This window comes from Pedobacter yonginensis (assembly GCF_003173595.1).
Lineage (GTDB): Bacteria > Bacteroidota > Bacteroidia > Sphingobacteriales > Sphingobacteriaceae > Pedobacter > Pedobacter yonginense.
The window spans coordinates 41265-61071 of the sequence record NZ_QGNZ01000003.1 but is presented as its reverse complement, the minus strand read 5'-3'; the positions used below and the strand labels follow the sequence as shown (position 1 = coordinate 61071).

Sequence of the window (19807 nt, the reverse complement as noted above, 5' to 3'; positions counted from 1 at the left end):
AAAATTTAATTTTACTCTACTAACTTAGTAGAAAAGTACCATCTCGAATAGAATATGACCTACCAGATAATAGAAGAAGACGGATTTAAATTCATAGAAGCCGGAAAAGGTGAAACGCTGGTGTTACTTCATGGCCTAATGGGCGAATTAAGTAATTGGGAGCTGGTTATCGAACATTTTAAAGATCGTTACCATGTTGTCGTTCCCATATTACCCATTTACGAATTGCCAATTTTAACCTTGGGTGTTAAAGCGCTATCAAGATATGTGCATCGCTTTTTAAAATATAAAAACTACAATCAGGTAGTATTGATTGGAAATTCTTTAGGTGGCCACGTAGGCCTCGTATTTACCGTTGCACACCAAGAGTTTGTTAAGGCATTGGTACTAACAGGTAGCTCTGGCTTATACGAAAACGCCTTCGGCGGATCATTTCCACGAAGAGAAAGTTACGATTACATTAAAGAAAAAGTAGAATTTACCTTTTACGATCCGGCAACCGCAACCAAAGAACTGGTTGATGATGTATTCAAAACTGTTAACGATCGTTCAAGAGTCATCAGAATTTTAACGATGGCAAAATCGGCAATTCGACACAACATGAGTAAAGAATTGTCTAAAATTACCATCCCCGTTTCCTTAATCTGGGGTAAGAACGATAAGGTTACTCCACCAGAAGTTGCTGAAGAATTTCACCAATTATTACCCAATTCGGAATTAAACTGGGTAGATAAATGCGGCCATGCCCCAATGATGGAACATCCGGATGTTTTTAACAATTACTTAGAGAAATTTTTAGATAGAATTTTACTTAAATAATGTTTGCCGAAGAAATCATATCGAATGCAATATCACCCTTAAAACCCGATGACACGGTGCAAAAGGCTTTAGATCGTATGAACGAATTTAAACTAAAGCATATGCCAGTGGTTAACGAAGGTGCTTTTTTGGGTTTACTTGCTGAAGATGATTTACTTAACCTTCGCGATCATGATACCCTAATCAAAGACATTGCTGTAAACCTGCTCAACGTTTTTATCCTAAAAGATGCCCATACCTATGATGTAATCAGACTGTTAAGTCAACTTAAATTAACAGCCGTCGCCGTTTTAGATGCGCAGAAGAATTATTTAGGCTTAATTTCGATTAACAACATGGTTGATGCCGTTGCCGAGCAATACGCCGTGAGTGAGCCCGGAGGCATTATCGTGCTGGAAATCAGCAATCGAGACAACTCCTTAGCCCATATTGCCCAGATTGTTGAGGCAGATAATGCACAAATTTTATCATCCTATGTAAACGCCTTCGAAGATTCTACTCGTTTGGAGATTACACTAAAAATAAATAAAACAGAAGTAAGTGGTCTTGTAGCCTCATTTGAACGATACAACTACCTAGTGAAAGAAGTGTATAACAATACACAAATTGATGATGGTTCTCAGGAACGTTACGATTCTTTCATGAACTATTTAAATGTTTAAACCCTAATTATGAGGATTGCAATTTACGGAAGGGATTTTAATGATTCAGTTTTACCTTATATCCAAGAGGTTTTCGATCATTTAAAAAGCCACAACATCCAACCCGTTCTACACCATAAGTTTAAAAATTCATTACATGGCAAAATCAAATTGCCCGCAAATACGGTTATCTTCCATAATCACAAAGAACTTAAACTCCATGCCGATGTGCTTTTAAGTTTGGGCGGAGATGGAACATTGCTTGATACACTTTCATTAATCCGCAATTCTGGTATTCCAGTAATCGGCATCAATTTTGGCCGATTGGGCTTTCTAGCCAGCATCAATAAAAATGAAATTGGTTCAGCCCTCCATGCGCTAATTAACGAAGAATATACTTTGGATACACGGTCTCTTTTGGTTCTGGAATCAGAAAATGGCTTGTTCGGAGAGGAGAATTTTGCCCTTAACGACATCACCATCCACAGGAGAGATAATTCTGCCATGATGATTATCCATGCTTCTATGAATAATGAGTTTATTAACTCTTATTGGGCTGATGGATTGATTATCGCAACACCAACGGGCTCTACAGCCTATTCGCTTAGCTGCGGTGGACCAATTATTTACCCCGATTCGGAAAATTTTGTCGTTACGCCAATTGCCCCACACAACTTAAACGTTAGGCCAGTAGTATTGCCTGATGATAATGCCCTGTCTTTTGAAGTGGAAGCACGCGAATCCAAATTTCTAGTTTCTTGCGACAGTAGAACGGTAACGGTAGAGCGATCAGTAAAAATAACCATAAAAAAAGCCGACTTTTGCGTAAATCTTATTCGCCTTAACAATGAAACGTATTTAAACACGTTAAGGAATAAATTATTATGGGGCATAGATACCCGTAACTACTAAGTATGACGCTAAACAAACTCCTAATCATCATCCTCATAATTCTTTTCGATGTACAGCTTTCAAATGCACAAGTTGCAAGTTGGGAGCTTGGAGTACATGCAGGTGGCGCCGGCTATCTTGGCGATTTAAACCAAAACAATCCACTGAAAATTAGTGGATTTAATGGCGGTGCCTATGTAAAACGAAACTTCAACCAATACTTGGGTGTACGCCTAAATTATACTTATGGGCAAATTCAAGGCAAAGACTCACAATCCAGCAACGAACAATTTCGCGAGCGAAACCTAGCGTTTAAAACATCGCTTAATGAGTTTAGTGCCTTGATAGATTTCAATTTCTTCGATTTTAAACTCGGTGGAGGAACAAGACGCTTTACACCCTATCTTTTTATGGGCGCCGGGGCTTTGCTTTTTAAACCAACCGCTCAATACGATGGAAATACGTACAGGCTAGATCGACTCAACACCGAGGGACAGGAAAATGCTTATAGCAACGTGGTTGTAACCATTCCGTATGGAGTGGGTCTGCGTTATAATTATAAAAATGCTTGGAGTGTTTTTACCGAGATTGGGTATCGAACTCCGCTAACCGATTATATTGATGATGTAAGTGGCACGTATCCTGTAAACCCAGTCATAGTAGGCAGTTCCTCAAATCCAATCAATTTAACTGATCCATCCATCAACCAAATTGGTAAAAGTGGAATGCAAAGAGGAGATTTCCGAAAAAGAGACACTTATCTATTTGTTAGTGTTGGCATATCTTTTACCTTTGTATCCTCAAAATGCTATTCCTTTTAAGCTGATTTTGATATAATTAATGGGATTTAAAGAACAAATAGACTATAACCGCCTGCCAAAGCATATCGCCGTAATTATGGATGGTAACGGCCGTTGGGCCAAGGGCCAAGGTAAAATGCGTGTTTTTGGTCACGAACAAGGCGTCTTATCAGTAAAAGATATTGTAGAAGGCTGTGTAGAAGTTGGGATTGAATATCTTACGCTTTACGCTTTTTCTACAGAAAACTGGAATCGTCCGAAAGAAGAAGTGGATGCTCTGATGCAAATTTTAATTTCCACCATCAATAAAGAAACCGAAACGCTTAATAAAAATAATATTAAGCTTAATGCCATTGGCGATATTCAATCACTACCACAAGAATGTATTGATGATTTGAAAGAAGCGATGGCAAAAACCGCCCATAACGAGAAATGCACTTTAACGCTGGCTTTAAGTTACAGCTCAAAATGGGAAATTGTAGAGGCCGTAAAGAAAATTGCAGCAGCAGTCAAAAACGATCACATCACTTTGGATGATATTGATGAAAACCTTTTTTCATCGGAACTTACAACCGTAAATATCCCCGATCCGGAATTGATGATTAGAACAAGTGGCGAACATCGGATTAGCAATTATTTGCTTTGGCAAATGGCCTACACCGAGTTTTATTTTACGGATGTTTTATGGCCAGATTTCAGACGAGAAAATCTTTTTGAGGCTATAGTTGACTATCAAAAACGCGAACGCCGTTTTGGTAAAATTAGCGAACAATTAAACTAATTTTTCTTTTAACACTTTTTAACAAGCGTTTAAACTAACTTAGCACCACTTTTATACGATAAATGAAACCACTTAAAAGGGAAACTAAATAAAGTAAATTTTGCTTTATAAAACATTGTTACCTTCGTGGCCATTACTGAACAAATTATTTTAATGAAAAGAATATTTCAAGTTTTAATCCTACTCGTTTTAGCATCTCCTGCCTTTGCTCAAATACGTCCACAAGGTCAGGCACAGGCAACACCTTCATTAAAGGTTGGAGGCTTAGATCTCGATTATTTTAGTCCAAAAGAATATATCATCGGTGGTACAACCATTACCGGAACGCAGTACTTGGATAAAGAAGTTTTGGTTACGCTATCTAAATTAACCAAAGGCGATAAAGTTGTGCTTCCTGGCGATGCTACGGCTGATGCAATTAAAACGCTTTGGGCACAAGGATTGTTTGACGATGTTAAATTAAATATCGAAAAGTTTGTTCTGGATACGGTTTATTTTGAAATTGAAGTAGTTGAGCGCCCACGTTTAAGTTCTATCGATTTAAAAGGCATTAACAAATCTCAAAGAACAGCCATCCAAGAAAAGCTTAACGATAAAACAGGAAAAATTGTAAACGACAACCTATACAACACCACAACTGCTATTGTAAAAAAATACATGTTGGATAAAGGTTATTTCTTCACACAGATTGATTACAAAACCCGTAAAGATCCAAATGCAGAAAATAGCGTTGTTTTAGAAGCCTACATCGACAAAGGAAGCCGTGTAAAAGTGCAACATATTGATTTTACAGGCAATAAAGATTTTAAATCAGCAAAGCTGAGAAAATACCTAAAAAGCCCGAAACAATTTGCTTGGTGGCGTTTTTGGGGTTCTGGTAAGTTTTCGAAAGAAAAGTATGAGGAGAACAAGGTAAAAATGATTGCCAAAATGCATGAAAAAGGTTACCGTGATGCCGAGCTTTTGAAAGATACCATCTATCAATACAATAAAAAGAAAGTTAACATCAGAATGGATTTGTATGAAGGCAAGAAATATTACTTCGGTAAAATTACTTGGGCTGGAAACGCCATTTATCCCGATAGTATCTTGAATAAAGTATTAACCATCGAAAAGGGAGATATTTTCAGTGAAGACAAATTAAATAAAAAACTTAATGGTGGTGGCGAGAACGGTGGCGATATTAATAGTTTATATACCGATAACGGTTACCTAACTTTTAATATTGATCCAGTGCAAACGAAAATTTACGGCGATACCGTAGATGTGGAAATGCGCATGTACGAAGGTCCTCAATACACCAACAATCGCATTACTTTAAAAGGAAATACGATTACCAATGATAAAGTGGTTTTGCGTGAAATTCGTACCAAGCCGGGGCAGAAATTTAATAAAAGTGATTTGATTCGTACCATTCGTGAGATTGGACAGCTAGGTAACTTTGATGAATCTAAAACCGTTCCAACACCACGCCCTAATCCGGCCGATGGAACCGTTGATATTGAATATTCAGTAGAAGAAAAACCTTCAGATCAAATTGAACTTTCAGGTGGTTTTGGCGGTGGCCGTATTATTGGTACCTTGGGCTTAACCTTCAACAACTTCTCTTTACGTAACCTGTTTAATTTAAAAGCTTATAAACCACTACCAAAAGGAGATGGACAAAAATTAAGCTTACGTGGACAAACCAATGGTAAGTATTACCAATCTTATAGTTTCTCCTTCTCTCAACCTTGGTTTGGTGGCGAGAAGCCAGTTAGCTTTGGTGTAAGTGCCTTTACCTCATTACAATCTAACGGTTTCGATCAAGAAAGTTCATCTTATCAAAAAATCCGTTTAAATGGTGTAACCGTAAGTTTGGGTAGAAGATTAAACTGGCCAGATAACTACTTCCAATTAAGCCATGCGGTTAACTTGCAACAGTACATCTTAAATAATTACACAGGTTATTTATTCAGTACAGGTACATCATATAACTTAAACTTGTCACAAGAGATCAGTCGCGATTCAAGAGATTCGCCAATTTTCCCTAAATCAGGTTCGTTCTTACGTTTTACCATTCAGGCAACGCCACCATACTCGTTGTTTAACAAAACGAACTATGCAACGGCATCTGATAAAGAAAAGTATCGCTTCACAGAATACCACAAATGGAAATTCGATTCACAATGGTATCAACGCGTTGTCGGAAACTTGGTTATCAAAGCACAAGCTCAATTTGGTTTCTTAGGGCAATACAATAAAGCCGTAGGTCAATCCGCATTTGAAAGATTTAAATTAGGTGGTGATGGTATGCAAGGATTTGATTTCTTACAAGGATCGGAATTGATTGCCATGCGTGGTTATGCCAACAATACCGTAATTCCGGTAGGTTCTGATCCAACCATTGCGCAACAATCGGGTAGCCCAATTTATACCAAATATGTTTTGGAGGCCCGTTATCCAGTAATTGCAAGTCAGCAAGCCACCGCATTTGTGTTGGCATTTGCCGAGGGCGGTAATACTTGGAATAAGTTTAACGATTTTAACCCATTTAACATCAGAAGATCAGTTGGTGTGGGTGCTCGTATTTTCTTGCCAATTTTTGGTTTATTGGGTATTGATTACGGTTATGGCTTCGATAAGATTCCTGGTTTACCAGATGCGAACAAAGGACAGTTCCACTTTAGTATTGCACAACAATTAGGTGGATTTTAATTGATAAAGAATAAAAATTTAACTATTTATGCAATAAAACATATTAAGTTGAGTTTATAGAAAGCTTAGGTTATTAGTAAGCATTAAATACACACACTATGAAAAAATATCTTTTAATCGCATTCTTACTTTGCACAACTTTTGGTGCCTTTGCGCAGAAGTTTGCTTATGTAGATACGGAGTATATCCTTAAACATTTGCCTGAATATAAATCGGCATTAAGCCAATTGGATGTAGCTTCAAAACAGTGGCAACAACAGGTTGATCAAAACTTTGGCGAAATAGACAGAATGTACAAAGCGTATCAGGCCGATCAGGTTTTATTAACGGATGATATGCGTAAGCGCCGCGAAAATGAAATTATCGAAAAAGAGAAACAAGCGAAAGAATTTCAACGCCAGAAATTTGGTCCGGATGGAGAACTTTTCCAAAGCAGAACGAAACTTATTAAACCCATTCAAGATAAAGTGGCCGATGTAATTAAACAAATTGCCAAAGCAAAATACCTTGATTTCATTTTTGATAAGAGCAGCGAAGCAACCATGATGATTTACGCAAGCAGTAGTTACGATGTGAGTAACGACGTGATTGTAAAATTAGGTTACAAGCCGGGAACTGTGAATAATTAATTATATTCGCCCCTTGATTTTTAAGAAAAACAATTAAAAAAATAATAAAGTAAAATAGAACGATGAGAAAGTTAATTAACGTATTCTTTGTAGCAGCAGGTTTATTGTTTACAGCGAATATGGCAAATGCACAACAAAAATTGGGTCACATTAATTCGGAAGAGGTATTTGCAAGTTTGCCTGAGGCTAAAACTGCTCAAACTACGTTAGAAGGGTTAGGTAAAACCAAACAAGCAGAAATTGATGGTATGATTAAAGAATATCAAACTCAATTGGCTGCTGCACAAGCTAAAGAAAAAACTTTAAGTGAAGCAAACAAAGAGCAAGTAGGTAAAGAATTGCAAGCTGCGGGCCAATCGTTGCAAGATCTTGAAAAACGCATTACTGATGCACGTACAAAAGCATCACAAGATTTAAGCACAAAGCAAGGCGAATTATTCGAACCAATTCGTGTTAAAGTTGGAAATGCAATTTCTTCAGTATCAAAAGAAAAAGGATTAGCATACGTATTTGACATCTCAAACGGACAAGGTGGTAACAACCTAGTTTTCTGGGAAGGGGGTGATGATATTACTGCTGCTGTTAAAACTAAATTGGGTATTTCTGCAACTGCGGCGAAACCAGCAGCGCCAAAGAAATAATATTGGGCCTTTAAGGCACAATTAAATTACATTGCGGAATTAAGTTCAATCTTAATTCCGCTTTTTTATTTTAAATAAATTGTAATATTGGGTAGTAGAATTTGTTCGTTGCCTTGTTTCGTGTTGCACCAGCAGATAAATGATTGTTAGCCATGGCAGGTGTTAGCAAGGAAGGATCGGGAGTGTATTTAACGTTAAAAGCTTGCTGCAATGGGTTTTGCACGGTGGCTCGCGTTAACGATGGAAGCGGCATCCTTTTTGGCTCTTTCAGCCAAAAAGATATAGCGGACAGCGTGTTTAAACGCCCAAAAAATTAATATTTCAACGCCGATAGATTAAAGTCCAGTTATGAAAAACACGTCGCCAATAGGTATTTTTGATTCGGGTTATGGCGGTTTAACCGTTTTTAAATCTATTGCTGAACAATTGCCACAGTATAATTATATCTATTTGGGCGATAATGCCCGCTCGCCCTACGGCGACCATTCTTTTGATACCATTTACCAATATACTTTAGAATGCGTGGAGTGGCTGTTTGCTAAAGGATGTAAATTGGTAATTTTAGCTTGTAACACGGCTTCGGCAAAGGCGCTGAGAACAATTCAACAAAAGGACTTGCCAGCTAAATATCCAGATAGAAGAGTTTTAGGCGTTATTAGGCCTACAGCCGAAGTTATTGGTCGATATACTCGCTCCAACCAAGTTGGTGTAATGGGAACCAGAGGAACGGTGAATTCACAATCATACCTGTTAGAGATTAATAAGTTTTATCCAGGCATTCAAGTGCATCAACAAAGTTGTCCAATGTGGGTACCGCTTATCGAGAATAACGAACATTTACAAGCTGGTGCAGATTTCTTTGTACAAGAATATTGCAATGCACTACTTCAGCAGTCGAGCGACATTGATTGTGTACTACTTGCCTGTACGCATTACCCTTTATTGCTGCCCAAATTGAAAACCGTATTGCCAGAATCTATAACCATACTATCGCAAGGCGAAATTGTAGCCAAAAGCTTGATGGATTATTTAGATAGGCATCCAGAAATGGAAATGCAACTTGGTAAAGGAGGAGAGAAATTCTTTTACACCAGCGGCGATCCAACGGCATTCGATGCGCACGCATCTATCTTTTTTGGTGCTGAGTTGGAGAGTTGTAAAATGTAGGGCTCATTTTCTAAAAGACACAAATAGGCCATTAGAGCTCATATTTTATTACAATCAGCTGAAAATCAATTAAAATCCTCGGTGCCTAATCTCTCTAATTTTTTATGAGTTTGGGATAGACTAAAATGGGTGTCAACTTCAGCATCATTTTTGCAATTCAAATTAACCGGTTTGTGACAAAAGAAAACACTTTTGTTTAGGTTGTAAGTGTTTAAAAAGATAACTTTGCGGCTTCAAACCCACACCATGAGTGATCAGATAAAACACGAATGCGGAATCGCTTTTATTCGCCTGTTAAAACCACTTTCTTACTATCAGCAAAAGTACGGTACAGCACTTTACGGCCTTAACAAGCTATATCTTTTAATGGAAAAGCAGCACAACAGAGGTCAGGACGGCGCTGGTATTGCAACCATTAAATTGGATATGAAACCTGGCAGCAGGTACATTAGTCGATACCGGAGCATGGCCTCAAATGCGGTAGCAGACATTTTCGAATATGTACAGAACAAATTCGTAGATATACAAGAAAACACACCTGAATTAATGCAGGATACAGAGTGGCTCAAAAACAACGTTAGCTTTATTGGCGAGGTGTTAATGGGCCATTTGCGTTATGGTACTCACGGTAAAAATAGCATCGAAAATTGCCATCCGTTTTTGAGGCAAAATAACTGGATGACGCGGAACTTGGTTATTGCAGGTAACTTCAACATGACTAATGTGGATGAGTTACTGGAGCAATTGTATGAGTTGGGGCAGCATCCAAAAGAAAAGGCCGATACCGTTACGGTACTTGAAAAAATTGGTCACTTTTTAGATGATGAAAACCAAGAACTTTTCGATACTTATAAAAAAGATGGACACGATAATGTTTCCATTACACACAAAATTTCTGATAACTTAAACATCGCGAATATATTACGTCGTTCGGCCAAAACTTGGGATGGGGGATACTCCATCTGCGGTATGGTGGGTAATGGAGATTCCTTTATCATGCGAGATCCAGCAGGTATTCGTCCGGCATATTATTATTACGATGATGAGATTGTTGTTGCTGCATCAGAAAGACCAGCACTACAAACTGCATTCAATATCCAATTTAAAGATGTAAAGGAAATTGATCCTGGTCATGCCTTAATCATAAAGAAAAATGGAGAGGTAAGCATGGAGCAATTCCGGGAACCTACCGAGCGTTTATCTTGCTCATTTGAACGTATTTATTTCTCTAAAGGAAGTGATGTAGAGATTTACCAAGAGCGTAAGCAATTGGGGCGTTTACTTTGCGACCAGGTTTTAAAAGCCGTTGGGCATGATTTGAAAAACACGGTCTTCTCGTTTATTCCAAATACTGCGGAAGTTGCGTTTTTCGGAATGGTTGATGGTGTAAATCAATACGTGCGAAATCATCAAAAAGACGTTTTACTGAATAAGAAAGAACAGTTAAGCGATGCGGACTTAGAAGAGCTGCTATCCATGACGCCAAGAGTAGAGAAACTTGCTGTGAAGGATGTAAAACTGCGTACCTTCATTACCCAAGATGCTGATCGAGGTGAAATGGTGGCGCATGTTTATGATACCACTTATGGGATCATCAAAAACCATCAAGATACTTTGGTCGCATTAGATGATTCAATCGTTCGTGGTACTACGTTAAAACAAAGCATCATTAAAATTGTAGATCGCCTACACCCCAAAAAAATAATTATCGTTTCTTCTGCACCTCAAATTCGCTATCCCGATTGTTACGGAATTGACATGAGCAGAATGGGGCAGTTTGTAGCTTTCGACGCAGCAATTCAATTATTAACAGAGCGTGGGATGTGGCAAGTGATTGAAGATGTTTACACAAAATGTAAGGCTTCTTTATTACTTCCAAAAGAGCAAATCATTAATCATGTAAAGGAAATATATAAGCCATTCAGTCCTGAAGAAATTTCCGCAAAAATTGCGCAAATCATTACTCCGAAAGGCACTGTAGCTGAGGTGGAAGTCATTTATCAAAGTTTAGAAAACCTGCATAGCGCTTGTCCGAAAAACAAAGGCGATTGGTATTTCTCTGGTAACTATCCAACTCCTGGAGGCAATAAGGTAGTAAATAAGGCTTTCGTAAATTGGAAAGAAGGAAATAATCAGAGAGCTTACTAAGCATTAAAAGCAATCTATTTTATAGAATAAATGAAGTCGTGGCTTTTAGCTACGACTTTTTTTTTGGAGGGATAGATGAAACGTCTGACCATTTACCGCTGATGCCCGCTACGACACCTTAAACACAAAAGCAAATAGACAAATTGGTTTAAAATGGTGATTGATGTTGGTGGAGCATGTCTTCTCGGCCTTAGGGCTGTGGATTTTCAATTCCCCTAGTATTCAACATATCAAGGCATGTAAGAATTCATAACCTAAATTGTATGATGAAGAAATGTTTTCTCAATCATGCACCCAAATTTATATAGTAGAATCTTAACATAGAATATTGCTTAATTATTTTTTACAACTTATCTTTGTAAGAATGAAGCTTAACCTTAAATACATAGTTGTTGTTTGCATTGCCACCTTACTCATTTTGAAGGTTGGGAATGTAATGGCGTATTTTAAGTTTAGCGCTCAGGTAGTATGCGAAGCGGTTAGCAATGATGATGCTGAAAAAGAAGAAAAAAAGATTGAAAGCGAAGTTTTATACGATCACTTTTCCCCTAACATAGTACTTTACTTCGTGCCAAAATCAATTAAAAAGATTGCTATTCCGGATAGCTTTTTGCCCTTATCATACTTTCCTGAAGTTTTAACACCTCCTCCCTCCGTATAAGTTCATTTCTTAAGTCTGTGTGCCCTCTTTTTTACAACTGAGGCCATCTATCTATTTTCAATTTTAAATATACAACGATATGAAACGAGCAATTTTATTCGTGGCTTTATTTTTAGTCACGGTATTTACCTTAAGCGCACAAGAGATCGCGCAAAACAATGTCAAACCTTTAAGCAATTCGTTAGAACGAGTGTTAAAACTTCAACCGGTAACCTTTAATTACGATGAGAATTGGGCTGAGCGATTAAAATTATCGAAAACTACGCAGTTGGGCTTTGTAGGTTCGGATGTAAAAACCACCCTTCCGGAAATTGTGACTGTGATTGGTAAAGATTACAGTTCCGGAAAAAATGCCTTCAGAACAGCAACTCTTACCAAAGTTGATTATGAAAGCTTAATTCCACTTTTGGTGGGCAGCATAAAGGAACAGCAACAACAAATTGATAAGCTAAAGCGTGAATTGGAAGAAATGAAAACCAAGACTGCCGAATAAATAACCAATTGTGTTTCAATTTTCTATGGATAAAAGAGATGGTTTTCTAAATAAGAGATCATCTCTTTTTTTGTCTGAATACATCACCGCTACAACAGCTTTCAATAAGGGTAAGTGGTGCCACCTACAACGGCGAGCAATTAGTTGCTGTTCTTTCTTAATTGCTACGATGTTAGATTTTGCTACTGCTTTCGGTCGAGAAGTGTTTTTTCGAGCCTAGAACTGCGGATTTGCAGTGCATGTAAGAAATTCTGAGAAATAATACCTATGCGTAAAACTTCAAGTAGGTTTTGGCGATGAGCCAAAATGCAAAAATGATGATGATTACGCCTGCAATTTTATTCAATTTACGCAAAGCATCTTCCTTAATTTTATATCGTAACTTGCTCGAATAATAACTCTTTGCGCCATCTATAGTCAGTTGTGTGGCCATGGCAATAAAAAAGCATACTAGCTTTTCATTCAGCATATTATTAAGCTTAACGGAGATGATTCCACTTACGATAATCCAAAACATTAAGGTAGAAGGGGTGAGGATGCACATTAAAAATCCTTTGATGAGATAACCCCGCTTGCTTACTTTTTGAAGGGTATCACTCTTATAGTGGATAGAGATTTTAGAAACCAAATAATATATGCCCACAGCAAGTAAAAAAACACCTCCAACAATGCCAACATATTTATCAAAACTGGCTTGATAATTTAAAAACTGACTGCCAAAAAGAACTAAGGCAATCAAGATCACATCACTAACAATAACACCAATAGCTAAAGAAAAACCAGCCTTAAAGCCCTTTTCTATACTGGTTTTAATCATTGCAAAAAATACCGGACCTGTTAAAAACGACGAAATAATCCCTGCCCCAATACCTAATAATATGGCTTCAAACATGCATTGTATTGTTTATAATATGCGAATATGCAATTTTAAAGCTAAACAACTAACATTTATTTTTGTTGCATTAGTTGCATGATAGTTGTCATTTTTTACATTTTTTTTAATTATGTTTAACCCCATTAAACTAAATTTAAAAATGAGTTCAGAACAAGCACAGACCAAGTGGGGGCAATTTATACCCTTAGTTACCGTATTCTTTTTTTGGGGCTTTGTAGCCGCAAGTAATGACATCTTAATTCCTGTATTTAGAAAGGCATTCGACTTATCACAAGCAGAGAGCCAATTGGTTTCATTGGCATTTTACATTGCCTATACCGTAGGTGCATTGATTTATAATGGTATATCGGTTTTAATGAAACAAGATATTGTTAACAAACTGGGTTATAAAAACTCTTTAGCCCTTGGTTTAGTTATTTCAGCTCTTGGAACTCTACTTTTCTATCCAGCAGCCAATTTGCATTCCTTTCCATTAATGCTATCGGGTTTATTTATCGTTGCGTTAGGCTTTTCTTTACAGCAAACCGTTGCCAACCCATTAGCCATTGCGTTAGGCCCCATCAGAACAGGTTCTCAGCGTTTAACCTTAGCCGGTGGAATTAATAACTTTGGTACCACCATCGGGCCCTTGGTCGTGAGTTTCGCCATTTTTGGCTCAGCAGCCAGCGCAACTACAGATATTAGTATTGAAAGTGTTAAAATTCCTTATTTGATTCTTGGCGTAGCTTTCATCGCGGTTGCTGTTTTCCTAAAATTATCTTCTTTACCAGACAGACCAGCTTTAGTTGAAGCCAAAGTTGATGATTTAGGCGAAAAAGGTTCTGCCTTAAAATACCCACAGTTGGTACTAGGTATGATCGCAATCTTCGTATATGTTGGAGTTGAGGTTTCTACCGCGAGTAATTTACCGGCATACATGGAGAAAGATTTAGGCTTTGCCATTAAAGATATTGCACCATACATCTCTCTATATTGGGCAAGTATGATGATTGGCCGTTGGACAGGTGCTGTTGAAGCATTTACGGATAACGTGAGCACCCAAAAAGTTTTAAGGTTTATTGCACCTTATTTGGCATTTGGTATCTTCTTGGCAGTTAATGCAATAGCTAAGCATGATCTTGCTCCATTCTATGTTTACGGATTAATTATTTTAGTACTCATCTTTGCCGATATGGCAAGTAAAGGGAATCCAGCCAGAATGTTGTTAATTTTCTCTGCTATCGGAATCACTGCATTGTTAATCGGAATGTTTACAACAGGCATGGTGAGTGTTTATGCAATCACCAGTGTTGGATTATTCTGTAGCACCCTTTGGCCATGTATTTTTACTTTAGCAGTAAGTGGATTAGGTAAACATACCAGTCAAGGTAGTAGCTTCTTAATTATGATGATTATGGGTGGTGGTATCATCAGTTGGTTACAAGGAATCGTATCCGAATTTACAGGTATTCAGTACAGCTATATCGTTGGGATTATCTGTTTCGCTTACCTAGCGTTCTATGCTTGGAAAGTAAGCGGGATATTGAAATCTCAAGGCATTAATTTCGACCAAAAAATTGCCGGTGGGCATTAATTTTTAATAAACTAATTTTACAGCCACAGATTGCTTGACGCTTTCTGTGGCTTTTTTAATTATTTGCATGACGAATAAACCAAGTTTCGATACCATATTTATGAATTTGGCAACCGATTTAGCTGCACGATCGCATTGTGTGCGTGCGCATGTGGGTGCCGTTTTAACAAAAGATACCAGAATTATTTCCATTGGATATAATGGCCCACCTGCCGGAACCCATAATTGTGATGAGGAATGGCCCGAACATGGTTGTGCTAGAGATAGCAAAGGAAGTTGCTCACTCGCGCTTCATGCAGAAGAAAATGCCATTCTTTACGCTTCGAAAAACGGCTCCAAAATAGAGGGATGTACCTTATACACCACATTATCGCCCTGTATAGCTTGTGCCAGATTAATATTGTCATCAGGCATAAAACTGGTTTATTATTCGAAATCTTATGCAGCTTACAAAGGTTTACCGAGCGATGAAGGTGTAGATTTTCTGAGAAAATTTGGCGTTGAAGTGACGTTGATGGAAACTTAAACTTATTGAATAACTAGGCAAGCTGTCTCAACAAACAAAAATAGCTTTAGCCAACAAAATAAAATTTAGAGCACCTAAGCAACCTAAGAACAAGGCACGTAAAGGGCAATTGAAAGTTCGGTTAATTTAATTTATCTGTTCCGGATATTCAGTGTTTCCGTGGCGAACAAAAAACTGAAAACTGAGCTCCCAAATCTCGTATCAAATTGGTAGCTTTGCGGATGCAAGAAAAAATCATTATCGTCGATTTTGGTTCGCAATTTACACAACTCATTGCCCGTAGAGTACGCGAATTAAATATTTACTGTGAAATTTATCCATTCAACAATCTTCCTGAAATTACTTCAGATGTAAAAGGAATTATCTTCTCTGGTAGTCCGTATTCTGTACGTCAGGAAGATGCTCCACAAATAGATTTAAGCCAATACCATTTAAAATATCCATTACTAGCCGTTTGTTACGGTGCACAATACATTGCACAACAATCTGGCGGGCAGGTGCAGGCCTCTTCAACAAGAGAATATGGTCGTGCCAACCTAAATTTTGTAAATCAAGAAAATAAACTTTTCAAGGGCATCAATATCGATTCTCAAGTTTGGATGAGCCACGGTGATACCATTACCGATATGCCTGAAAACGCAGAGCTTATTGCGAGTACAGAAAGCGTAAAGGTTGCCGCCTATCATATTAAAGATTCTGATACCTATGCCATTCAGTTTCACCCGGAGGTTACCCATAGTATTGACGGAAAGGTTCTGTTGGAAAATTTCTTGGTTGATATTTGTGGGTGTAGTCAAGATTGGACTCCTGCATCATTCATCGAAACCACAATTGCCGAGTTAAAAGCAAAACTAGGTGACGATAAAGTTGTTTTAGGTTTATCAGGCGGTGTAGATAGTAGTGTAGCGGCGGTTTTATTGCATAAAGCAATCGGAACAAACTTACATTGTATTTTTGTAGATAATGGACTGTTGCGTAAAGATGAGTACAACCAAGTGCTAGAGCAATACAAGCACATGGGATTGAATATCAAGGGCATAGATGCAAAAGATCGATTCTTGAGTCAATTGGCAGGATTAAAAGATCCCGAATTAAAACGAAAAGCCATCGGACGTGTTTTTATAGAGGTTTTTGACGATGCAGCGCATGAGGTTACCGGCGTAAATTGGTTGGGTCAAGGTACCATTTACCCTGATGTAATCGAATCAATTTCTGTAAACGGACCATCAGCTACCATCAAATCTCACCATAATGTGGGCGGTTTGCCAGATTTTATGAAACTTAAAGTTGTGGAGCCATTAAACACTCTGTTTAAAGATGAAGTGCGTAGAGTAGGTAAGGCCCTAGGAATTGACGATGTAATTTTAGGTCGCCATCCTTTCCCTGGGCCAGGCTTAGCCATCCGTATTTTAGGAGACGTAACAGCAGAGAAAGTGGAAATTTTGCAACATGCTGATGCAATTTACATTAATGAGTTAAAAGCCGCAGGCTTATACGACAAAGTTTGGCAAGCTGGAGCAATCTTTTTGCCTGTTCAATCTGTTGGTGTAATGGGCGATGAGCGTACCTACGAAAATGTAATCTGTTTACGTGCAGTAGAATCAGTTGATGGAATGACCGCCGATTGGTGCCACTTACCTTACGATGTTTTGGCAAAAATATCAAATGAGATCATCAATAAAGTTAAAGGCATTAATAGAGTTGTTTACGACATTAGCTCTAAACCACCCGCAACAATTGAGTGGGAATAATTTAATTGTGATTTAAAATCACAATCCTAAATATAAAAAAGATTATGCTAGTAAGTTGATAAGGCTTTACTGGCATATTTTGTTAAAATAACATGGTATGCGTTTTAAAAATACAGCTTGGTTTTTCGTTTTAGCTATTCTGGTTTTGGCAGCTTGTTCTCCAAAAGTTAGAACAGTAAAGAGGGAAGAAGAAAAACCTATTGAGAAAGAAAAACCAGCCGAAAAAAAGCCAATAAAAAGGTTTAGTCAGGCCAACATTTCTTTGCTTATTCCATTTAAGCTAAACGAAATCAATCTGAAAACAGCCACAAAGGCAGAGGTTGAAAAATATGCCATGCCAATTGATTTCTATCAAGGCTTCAAATTAGGATTAGATTCTGTCGCTGCATCAGGCTTAAATTTTAAGTTAAATGTTTTCGATACCCAAGACGATAATGCGCATATCGCTTCACTGTATAGTAACGATCGATTTAGAAAAAGCAATTTAATTGTTGGACCAGTATTTCCAGAGGGGGTAAAATACATTTCCAACTATTCGAAACTGAATAATGCGGTGGTTGTTTCACCATTAGCCGCGTCTCATCCTTCCGAATTTGACAATCCAAATCTGGTTTCTGTAGTCAACAACATCGATTTACATGGAAAAAAAATAGCTACTTACATTGCTAAAAATTACAGCCCAACCAATACCATTATCGTATTGATTAATCCAAAGAAAACCGAAGATGAGCAGTTTGCTGCACCCATTCGAAATTATTTTTCAAATCAAAGCTCCACAAAGTTTGTCGTTCAGGAATATGCATCTGCATTTACATTTGAAACGAAGATGATAAAGGGAAAACAGTATTTGGTAATCGTTACCTCTTCCGATCGGGCTTTTGTATCTCCAACCATAGATAAATTGTACAAGCTTAAAAATCTGCCAACAGGTGGTTACAACATTAATTTGTTCGGGCATCCCAACTGGGTTAAACAAAACTATCCGACAGACAAATTACAGGGCATGAATACTATTATAAGCTCTTCATTTAAAGTTGATTATAGAACTCCCGCTGTTGTATCCTTCATTAAGAAATACCGTGCCAAATATGGTTTTGAGCCCGGGGAATTTGCTTTTAAAGGCTTCGATGTGGGTTATTATTTTGGTAAGCTGCTTTCTAATTACGGCGAAGATTATCTAAACTACATCACAAAAGAGAAATATAAAGGTTTACAAAATAGCTTTTCTTTCATCCACGATGAAAAATTGGGCTACATTAACACCAGCCTAATGTTGTTGCGTTACAAGAACTTTGCGCTAAACGTTGTGGAATAGTACGTCGATTTATTTTTTCTTTAATCCTGAGATATGAGAGTAGAGCATCAACTGAAAGCATTTGAACAAATTTTAAATCGTTACGATGGTAATTTACCATTACATCGGTTTTTGCCTGCCTATTATAAACAGAATAAACAAATGGGTTCATCCGATCGGAGATGGGCCACGAGGCATATTTATAGTTACTATAGATTAGGTAAAGCCTTACCCAAACTTAGTATTGAAGAGCGCTTGAGCATAGCAGATTTTCTTTGCCATGATACGCTAAGCCCAGTATTGGAAAAGAATTTGCCCAAGTTTGTTGAACATATTTTGCTGCCCCTTGAGGATAAACTTAAATTGGTTGAAGAAGCTTATCCCGATTTTAGTTTGGAAGATGTTTTTCCTTTTCACAGTCATTTGTCTGAAAAAATAAGTAAAATCGATTTTTATACTTCGTTTTTTAAGCAGCCAGATTTATTCATTCGGGTAAAGGAACATGAAATAGAGGGGATTGGATCTGTCTTAGAGGGAAACAGTATTGAAGTAAAGCAAATTGGAGCAACCGCTTTGGCCTTACCAAATGGAACAAAATTAGAAACTATTTTAAAAGAAGGTTCTTATCAGGTTCAGGATTTATCTTCCCAGCATACTGGAACATATTTTATGCCCAATAAATGGGATAAATGGTGGGACTGCTGTGCCGCATCTGGCGGGAAAACATTACTCTTGCACAGTTTGGAGCCCGTTATCGAACTTTTAGTTTCTGATCTTCGCGAAAGTGTGCTTACCAATCTTGATGAACGCTTCCGTTTGGCAGGTATAAAAAAATATCATAAGAAGGAATTGGATCTTCTACAGAATAATGATCAAATTCTTCATCATTACGCATTTGATGGAATCATTTTAGATGCACCCTGCACGGGTTCTGGTACATGGGGACGTACACCTGAGATGCTAAGCTTTTTTGAGGAACGCAAAATCAGTTATTTTGCCAACCTCCAAAAAAGCATCGTTCAAAATGTAGTTAAGTACTTGAAGCCCGGTAAACCATTAATTTATATTACCTGTTCGGCATTTGCGCAGGAGAATGAAGAGGTTGTGGAGCATATGCTAAACACCCTACCGTTAACGCTCGAAAAAATGGAATTGATTAAGGGGTATGAACATCACGCCGATACCATGTTCGTAGCAAGGCTAATTAAAAAGCTCGATTAAAGGTGGGGAGGCAAACCAAGCATGACTGCGTTTAAGGCATCAATTTGCACTGCACGAAATTAGCCGTGTTCGAACCATGTTTTGAGGTTCTTTCTAATGTATTTTATAGCTTCTATCAAAACAGCTATTGCTCCAATAATAAGCGTATATTCTTCAAAGCTATTCATGAGCTAAGCTTT

Annotated in this window: 18 protein-coding genes; 17 read left to right on the top strand and 1 reads right to left on the bottom strand. The window is 37.8% G+C overall.

Annotated features, from left to right (window positions below):
- Positions 1–54 precede the first annotated feature (54 nt).
- The 12 genes from DHW03_RS11940 to DHW03_RS11880 all read left to right on the top strand — a co-directional run bounded on the left by DHW03_RS11940 (position 55) and on the right by DHW03_RS11880 (position 12368).
- Positions 55–819: an alpha/beta fold hydrolase gene (locus DHW03_RS11940; RefSeq protein WP_109926086.1), complete on the top strand. Its 765-nt coding sequence runs from the start codon at positions 55–57 to the stop codon at positions 817–819.
- Positions 819–1481, top strand: coding sequence for a CBS domain-containing protein (locus tag DHW03_RS11935; RefSeq protein ID WP_109926085.1), 663 nt, complete (start codon positions 819–821; stop codon positions 1479–1481). The genes DHW03_RS11940 and DHW03_RS11935 overlap by 1 nt, the downstream gene beginning before the upstream one ends.
- A gap of 9 nt (positions 1482–1490) precedes the next feature.
- Entirely contained in the window at positions 1491–2372 is an 882-nt protein-coding gene (locus tag DHW03_RS11930; RefSeq protein WP_109926084.1) for an NAD kinase, read from the top strand.
- Between the two features lie 2 nt (positions 2373–2374).
- Entirely contained in the window at positions 2375–3172 is a 798-nt protein-coding gene (gene porG, locus DHW03_RS11925; RefSeq protein WP_109926083.1) for a type IX secretion system protein PorG, read from the top strand.
- 19 nt (positions 3173–3191) lie between these two features.
- Entirely contained in the window at positions 3192–3932 is a 741-nt protein-coding gene (locus tag DHW03_RS11920) for an isoprenyl transferase (protein ID WP_109926082.1), read from the top strand.
- A 153-nt stretch (positions 3933–4085) separates the two neighbouring features.
- Positions 4086–6629, top strand: a complete 2544-nt coding sequence (gene bamA, locus DHW03_RS11915; RefSeq protein ID WP_109926613.1) for an outer membrane protein assembly factor BamA — start codon at positions 4086–4088, stop codon at positions 6627–6629.
- Positions 6630–6727: 98 nt separating this feature from the next.
- Complete coding sequence (locus DHW03_RS11910; RefSeq protein WP_109926081.1) at positions 6728–7258, top strand: OmpH family outer membrane protein; 531 nt, start codon at positions 6728–6730, stop codon at positions 7256–7258.
- Between the two features lie 62 nt (positions 7259–7320).
- A complete protein-coding gene (locus tag DHW03_RS11905) occupies positions 7321–7899 on the top strand; it encodes an OmpH family outer membrane protein (protein ID WP_109926080.1) in 579 nt (192 codons plus the stop codon).
- Positions 7900–8247: 348 nt separating this feature from the next.
- Complete coding sequence (gene murI, locus DHW03_RS11895) at positions 8248–9066, top strand: glutamate racemase (RefSeq protein WP_109926078.1); 819 nt, start codon at positions 8248–8250, stop codon at positions 9064–9066.
- A 246-nt stretch (positions 9067–9312) separates the two neighbouring features.
- Positions 9313–11214: an amidophosphoribosyltransferase gene (locus DHW03_RS11890; protein ID WP_109926077.1), complete on the top strand. Its 1902-nt coding sequence runs from the start codon at positions 9313–9315 to the stop codon at positions 11212–11214.
- Positions 11215–11578: 364 nt separating this feature from the next.
- Complete coding sequence (locus DHW03_RS11885) at positions 11579–11875, top strand: hypothetical protein (RefSeq protein WP_109926076.1); 297 nt, start codon at positions 11579–11581, stop codon at positions 11873–11875.
- A gap of 79 nt (positions 11876–11954) precedes the next feature.
- Entirely contained in the window at positions 11955–12368 is a 414-nt protein-coding gene (locus DHW03_RS11880) for a tail fiber domain-containing protein (protein ID WP_109926075.1), read from the top strand.
- A 265-nt stretch (positions 12369–12633) separates the two neighbouring features.
- On the opposite strand, the gene DHW03_RS11875 is transcribed toward DHW03_RS11880, so the two are convergent.
- A complete protein-coding gene (locus tag DHW03_RS11875) occupies positions 12634–13260 on the bottom strand; it encodes a LysE family translocator (RefSeq protein ID WP_109926074.1) in 627 nt (208 codons plus the stop codon).
- Between the two features lie 142 nt (positions 13261–13402).
- Here DHW03_RS11875 and DHW03_RS11870 point away from each other — a divergent pair, with 142 nt between their 5' ends.
- The 5 genes from DHW03_RS11870 (at position 13403) to DHW03_RS11850 (ending at position 19628) form a co-directional block, all read left to right on the top strand.
- On the top strand, positions 13403–14836 hold the full coding sequence (locus DHW03_RS11870; protein WP_109926612.1) for an MFS transporter: 1434 nt from the start codon (positions 13403–13405) through the stop codon (positions 14834–14836).
- A 67-nt stretch (positions 14837–14903) separates the two neighbouring features.
- Positions 14904–15362 carry a deoxycytidylate deaminase gene (locus tag DHW03_RS11865; RefSeq protein WP_109926073.1) on the top strand — a complete coding sequence of 153 codons (459 nt, stop codon included), beginning with the start codon at positions 14904–14906 and terminating at the stop codon, positions 15360–15362.
- A gap of 221 nt (positions 15363–15583) precedes the next feature.
- The gene (gene guaA, locus DHW03_RS11860; RefSeq protein ID WP_109926072.1) at positions 15584–17113 is read left to right on the top strand and encodes a glutamine-hydrolyzing GMP synthase; all 1530 of its coding nucleotides are present in this window, start codon (positions 15584–15586) and stop codon (positions 17111–17113) included.
- A gap of 97 nt (positions 17114–17210) precedes the next feature.
- Positions 17211–18428 (top strand): ABC transporter substrate-binding protein, encoded by a 1218-nt coding sequence (locus DHW03_RS11855; protein WP_109926071.1) that lies wholly within the window; start codon positions 17211–17213, stop codon positions 18426–18428.
- Positions 18429–18461: 33 nt separating this feature from the next.
- Positions 18462–19628 carry an RsmB/NOP family class I SAM-dependent RNA methyltransferase gene (locus tag DHW03_RS11850; protein ID WP_109926070.1) on the top strand — a complete coding sequence of 389 codons (1167 nt, stop codon included), beginning with the start codon at positions 18462–18464 and terminating at the stop codon, positions 19626–19628.
- Positions 19629–19807 lie beyond the last annotated feature (179 nt).